This window comes from Streptomyces recifensis (assembly GCF_002154615.1).
GTDB lineage: Bacteria > Actinomycetota > Actinomycetes > Streptomycetales > Streptomycetaceae > Streptomyces > Streptomyces griseoluteus.
Genome location: NZ_MUNH01000575.1, coordinates 1 through 1,185 on the forward strand (window position 1 = coordinate 1; position 1,185 = coordinate 1,185).

Here is a 1,185-nt window from a genome sequence, read left to right on the forward strand (position 1 = left end):
GTTCAAGAGCAGCTACAGCAGCAACGACGGGCCGGACTGCGTCGAAGTCGCCCTGACCCCCGACCACATCCACATCCGGGACTCGAAGAGCACCGACGGCGACCAACTCACCGTCTCCGCCGACTCCTGGACCTCCTTCCTCAGTCACGCGGGGCACCTCGTCTGAAAGGCGTTCCCCCTCGGCGCGGGTCGGGAAGAATTCCGGTCATGACCATGACCGACTCTGCGGCCCCCGCCGACTCCGCCCGCGCCGCCCGCTCGGGGCTGAGCCTCGCCGCCACCGTGCTCACCGGCGTGCTCGCGCTGTACATCGCCCTCGTCGCCCTGGGGAACATTACGGACTTCGGGACGAACCAGCAGTACGTGCGGCACGTGCTGGCGATGGACACCACGTTCAGGGACGACCACCTGATGTGGCGGGCGATCACCAGCACCGCCCTCCAGGACACCGCCTACGTGGCGATCATCGCCTGGGAGACCGTGGCGGCAGCCGTACTGGTGTGGGGCACCTGGCTGTGGGCCCGGCGGGACCACGCCCGCGCGCGCCGCTTCTCCACGTACGGCCTGCTGATGCTGATCCTGCTCTTCGGGGCCGGCTTCATCGCCATCGGCGGCGAGTGGTTCGCCATGTGGCAGTCCAAGACCTGGAACGGCGTGGACGCGGCGACCCGCGTCTTCCTGCTCAGCGGAGTCGCCCTGATCATCAACCACCTGCCGGCCCGCGACGAGCGGTAGCCGTCCGGCTATTCGACGACCGACACCCTCGTCCCCAGGTCACCGAAGGACCACAGTGCGGCTCCGTCCTCCTTGTGGAGGCGGATGCCGCCGGTCTGGGCGCCGTTCGGGGCCGGGGGCGGGGAGGAGCCGTCGAGGGCGTTGGAGAAGCCTATGTTCACGCCCGACACTGCCGTGAAGTACATGATGTGCTCGACCTGCACCCCGTCCGAGCCGGTCGTGGCTTCCGTCCGCTTGATGATCGAGTACCGGCCCGGCTGCGGGTCCAGCGTGCCCGGCCACACCGTGAAGGTCCGGGAAGACGTCCCCGTCGCGTCCACCAGCCACACCCGGTGCGCCTGGACCGAGTAGACGATCCTGCGCCCGACCCCCGACGCCTCCGGCCCGCCCGCGCTGCCGGAGGCGTCGGGGGTCGGGCGCAGGATCGTCTACTCGGCCCAGGCGCACCGG

General features: G+C 70.0%; 2 protein-coding genes and 1 pseudogene. 2 read left to right on the plus strand and 1 reads right to left on the minus strand.

All coding sequences use genetic code 11. The features are described from left to right. Positions 1 to 166 (plus strand): DUF397 domain-containing protein (locus CCN33_RS26275; RefSeq protein ID WP_086695945.1); only part of this gene is annotated, 166 nt, incomplete at its 5' end. A gap of 47 nt (positions 167 to 213) precedes the next feature. Beyond that, complete coding sequence (locus CCN33_RS26280; protein WP_086695946.1) at positions 214 to 735, plus strand: DUF2165 domain-containing protein; 522 nt, start codon at positions 214 to 216, stop codon at positions 733 to 735. Between the two features lie 8 nt (positions 736 to 743). Here CCN33_RS26280 and CCN33_RS26285 read toward each other — a convergent pair. Next, positions 744 to 1,151: pseudogene (locus CCN33_RS26285) on the minus strand (hypothetical protein); the annotation flags it as partial. Between the last annotated feature and the right edge of the window lie 34 nt (positions 1,152 to 1,185).